The organism is Brevundimonas sp. UBA5866, assembly GCF_002432125.1.
GTDB lineage: Bacteria > Pseudomonadota > Alphaproteobacteria > Caulobacterales > Caulobacteraceae > Brevundimonas.
The window spans coordinates 323-4,727 of record NZ_DJFS01000086.1 but is presented as its reverse complement, the minus strand read 5'-3'; the positions used below and the strand labels follow the sequence as shown (position 1 = coordinate 4,727).

The 4,405-nt window shown below is 65.7% G+C and carries 1 protein-coding gene and 1 pseudogene; both read left to right on the top strand.

The features are described from left to right. Positions 1–3,174, top strand: a pseudogene (gene gltB, locus B3H86_RS11515) (glutamate synthase large subunit); the annotation flags it as partial. Positions 3,175–3,475: 301 nt separating this feature from the next. Beyond that, positions 3,476–4,405, top strand: a 930-nt coding sequence (locus B3H86_RS11510) for a DEAD/DEAH box helicase (RefSeq protein ID WP_414632844.1), incomplete at its 3' end; no start/stop codon positions are given.

The window sequence follows — 4,405 nt, the reverse complement described above, 5'->3', positions numbered from 1 at the left end:
GATCGGCAACATGGTCGATCTGGAGCCGCTGATCGGCCCCGGTCCCGAGCCGCGCTCCGCCACGGGCGAAGCCCTGACCCGCCGCCAGATCGCCGCCGGTTTCAGCCGCGAGGACTGCGACCTGCTGCTCGACGCGCTGGTGCGCGACGGCAAGGAAGCGGTCGGCTCCATGGGTGACGATGCGCCGCCTGCGGTGCTGTCGTCGCTGCCGCGCCCGCTGGCCCACTATTTCCGCCAGAACTTCTCTCAGGTCACCAACCCGCCGATCNNCCGATCGACCCGCTGCGCGAAAGCGGCGCGATGAGCCTGAAGACCCGCTTCAAGAACCTCGGCAACATCCTCGCCCATGACGAGGCCCAGACCGATGTGTTCGTTCTGGACAGCCCCGTCCTGACCACCGGCATGTACGAGCGCCTGCTGGGCGTCGTGGCCGATGGCTCGACCGCCTTCATCGACTGCACCTATCCGGTGCCCGCAGCCGATGCCGAGGCGGGCAAGGGACTGCGCGAAGCCCTGAACCGCATCCGTGACGAGGCCGAGGCCGCCGCGCGCGGTGGCGCGACCCTGATCGTCCTGACCGACGAGCATTTCGCCGAGGACCGCCTTTCGGTGCCGATGATCCTCGCCACCTCGGGCGTCCACCTGCGCCTGACGGATGGCGGCCTGCGGACCTATTGCTCCATCGTCGTCCGTTCGGCTGAAACGCTGGACCCGCACGCCTTTGCCGTTCTGGTTGGCGTAGGTGCCACCGCGGTCAATCCGTGGCTGGCGCAGGAACTGTTCCAGGAGCGTCTGGAGCGCGGCTTCTATGGCGACCTGTCGCTGAAGGACGCCTGCCTGAACTATAAGAAGGGTATCGAGGCGGGCCTGCTCAAGGTTCTGGCCCGCAAGGGTATTTCGATCATCTCCGCCTATCGCGGCGGTTGCGAGTTCGAGATCCTGGGCCTGTCGCGCGCCTTGGCGGCAGAGTTCTTCCCCAATGCCTCCTCGCGTATTTCTGGCATCGGTCTGGCCGGTCTGGAACGCGCGGCCCTGCAGCGTCACCAGACGGCTTTTGCGCCTGAAAAGACACCGTCGCCGTCCATGGGTGGCTTCTTCCGCATTCGTGCGGGTGGCGAGGCCCACGGCCATGACGCCAAGACCATCCACCTGCTGCAGGATGCGGTGAACCGTGGCGACTACAAGCGCTACAAGCAGTATTCCGCCGCTGTCGCCGAACAGCCGGACCTGTCCTTGCGCGACCTGCTGGACTTCAAGGACGGACTGAAGCCGGTCCAGCTGCACGAGGTCGAAAGCGTCTCGGACATCCGCAAGCGCTTCCTGTCGCAGGCCATGTCGCTGGGCGCACTCAGCCCTGAGGCGCACGAGACGCTGAACATTGCCATGAACCGGATGGGCGCACGCGCCGTCTCCGGCGAGGGCGGTGAGGATCCGGCCCGTTATGTGCCGCGCCCGAACGGCGACAACGCCAACTCGGCCGTCAAACAGGTAGCCTCGGGCCGTTTCGGCGTCACCGCCGAATATCTGAACCAGTGCCGCGAGATCGAGATCAAGGTCGCGCAGGGTGCCAAGCCCGGCGAGGGCGGCCAGCTGCCCGGTTTCAAGGTCACCGAGTTCATCGGCAAGATGCGCCATGCCGTCCCCGGTACGACGCTGATCTCGCCGCCGCCGCACCACGACATCTATTCGATCGAAGACCTCGCCCAGCTCATCTATGACCTCAAGGCCATCAACCCCGATGCCAAGGTCACGGTGAAACTGGTGTCCTCGACCGGCATCGGCGCGATTGCCTCGGGCGTGGCCAAGGCCAAGGCCGACGCCATCCTGATCGCGGGCCACAACGGCGGCACAGGCGCTTCGCCCCAGACCTCGATCAAACATGCGGGCATGCCGTGGGAAATCGGTCTGGCCGAGGCGCATCAGGTCCTCAGCCTCAACCACCTGCGCTCCTCGGTGTCGCTCCGCACCGACGGCGGCATCCGCACGGGCCGCGACGTGGTCATCGCCGCCCTGCTGGGTGCCGAGGAATACGGTATCGGCACGGCGGGCCTGATCGCCATGGGCTGTCTGATCGTGCGCCAGTGCCACTCCAACACCTGCCCTGTCGGCGTCTGCTCGCAGGACGAGCGTCTGCGCGCGAAATTCACAGGCACGCCGGAGAAGGTGGTCAACCTCTTCACCTTCATCGCCGAGGAAGTGCGCGAAATCCTCGCCGCCATCGGCGCGCGCACCATCGACGAGATCGTGGGCCGTACCGACCTGCTGCGTCAGGTTCGCCGTGGTGGCTCGCACCTCGACGACCTCGACCTGAACCCGCTGCTGATGAAGGTCGATGTCGATAAGCCGGGCCGCCTGGCCGACAAGCACCGCAAGGAAATCGACGAAAGCCTCGACGCCCGCGTGCTGAAGGACGCCCAGTCCTTCCTCGCCACGGGCCAGACGCTGGAACTGTCCTATCCGCTGAAGAACACCCAGCGGACGGTCGGTGCCGGACTGTCCTCGGCGATTGTCCGCAAATACGGCCCGCAGGGTCCGCAGGGCAGCCTGACCCTGAAACTGGAAGGCATCGCCGGACAAAGCTTCGGCGCGTTCGCCACCAAGGGGCTGGTTCTGGATGTCACCGGCGAGGTCAACGACTATGTCGGCAAGGGCCTGTCGGGCGGTGAAATCCGCGTGCGTCCGTATCAATGGCGCGAGGGCCAGCAGGTCTGCGGCAACACCACCCTGTATGGCGCGACCTCGGGCCGTCTGTTCGTGGCCGGTAGCGCAGGCGAGCGTTTCGCCGTCCGCAACTCCGGTGCCGAAGCCGTTGTCGAAGGGCTCGGCGCTCACGGCTGCGAATATATGACGGGCGGTCGTGTCGTGGTTCTGGGCTCCACGGGTTGGAACCTTGCCGCCGGTATGAGCGGTGGCGAGCTGTTCGTCCTCGATCCCGATGGCCATGCCGCACAGGCCCTGAACGGTGATCTGGCCACGGTCGGCGTTCTGCATGACGAGGCCGCCGCCCGCCTGAAAGAACTGGTCGAGGCCCACCTTGCCGCGACCCGTTCGCCTCTGGCCGAGCGTCTGCTGGGTGACTGGAAGAACAGCCTCAAGGCCTTCATCCGCATCATCCCGCAAACGGTCAAAGCCGCCGAGGACAAGGCCGTTACCCACGCGGCCATCAGCGCCTGAGACGGCAAAAATCCTAGCCTTGTAAGGGCCGGTTACCCGAGGTGACCGGCCCTTTGCTTGACTTTTGCACCTGCGAAGCCCAATTGCAGCCTACCGCACAGTGCGGTTTCCGGCGTGCTCCAGCGCGTGTGGGCCTTTCCAGAGTTGAAAGCGCCTGTCTGTCGAGCCGTCGGTTCCTCCAGTTCATACGTCGTCCGTACACGCGGGGCGGCGCCCGTTACCTGCCCGTAGCTACGGGCGGACGACGCGCGCTGCTAGGCCGATGGCTGCTGGCGTCCGTCGTCATTCGTGAAAGACAGACGTGACCGATACGCAAACCAACGCTTTCGAGGCCCTGGGCCTCAACAACGGCCTTCTCTCCGCGCTGAAAGCGGCGGGCTATGAGAAGCCGACCCCCATCCAGTCCAAGGCCATTCCCCACGTGATGAAGGGTGCCGACCTGCTGGGTATCGCCCAGACCGGTACCGGCAAGACCGCCGCCTTCGCCCTGCCCATCCTGCACCGTCTGGCCGAGAACCGCGTCAAGCCGATGCCGCGCACCACGCGCGCCCTGATCCTGTCGCCGACGCGCGAACTGGCCACCCAGATCGCCGACAGCTTCAAGGTCTATGGCCAGCACCTCGGCTTCCGTGTCGCGGTCGTGTTCGGCGGCGTGAAATACGGCGCTCAGGAACGTGCCCTGCAACAGGGTCTGGATGTTCTGGTCGCGGCCCCGGGCCGTCTGCTGGACCATATCCAGCAAAAGAACATCGACCTGTCCTCGACCGAGATCTTCGTGCTGGACGAGGCCGACCAGATGCTGGACCTCGGCTTCATCAAGCCGATCCGTCAGATTGTCAGCCGCCTGCCCGCCCGTCGCCAGAACCTGTTCTTCTCGGCCACCATGCCTGGCGAGATCGGCAAGCTGGCCGGTGATCTGCTAAAGGATCCGGTCAAGGTCCAGGTCACCCCGCAATCGACCACGGTCGAGCGCATCAAACAGCAGGTGATCTGGGTCGAGGCGGGCCGCAAGCGCGCCCTGCTGACCGAACTGTTCTCGGACCCGGCCTATACCCGCTGCCTCGTCTTCACCAAGACCAAGCACGGTGCCGACAAGGTCGCCGCCTATCTGGAAGCCGGTGGCGTCGAGGCCGGTGCCATCCACGGCAACAAGAGCCAGCCGCAACGCGAACGCGCCCTTGAAGCCTTCAAGAACGGCAAGCTGCGCGTTCTGGTGGCCACCGACATCGCC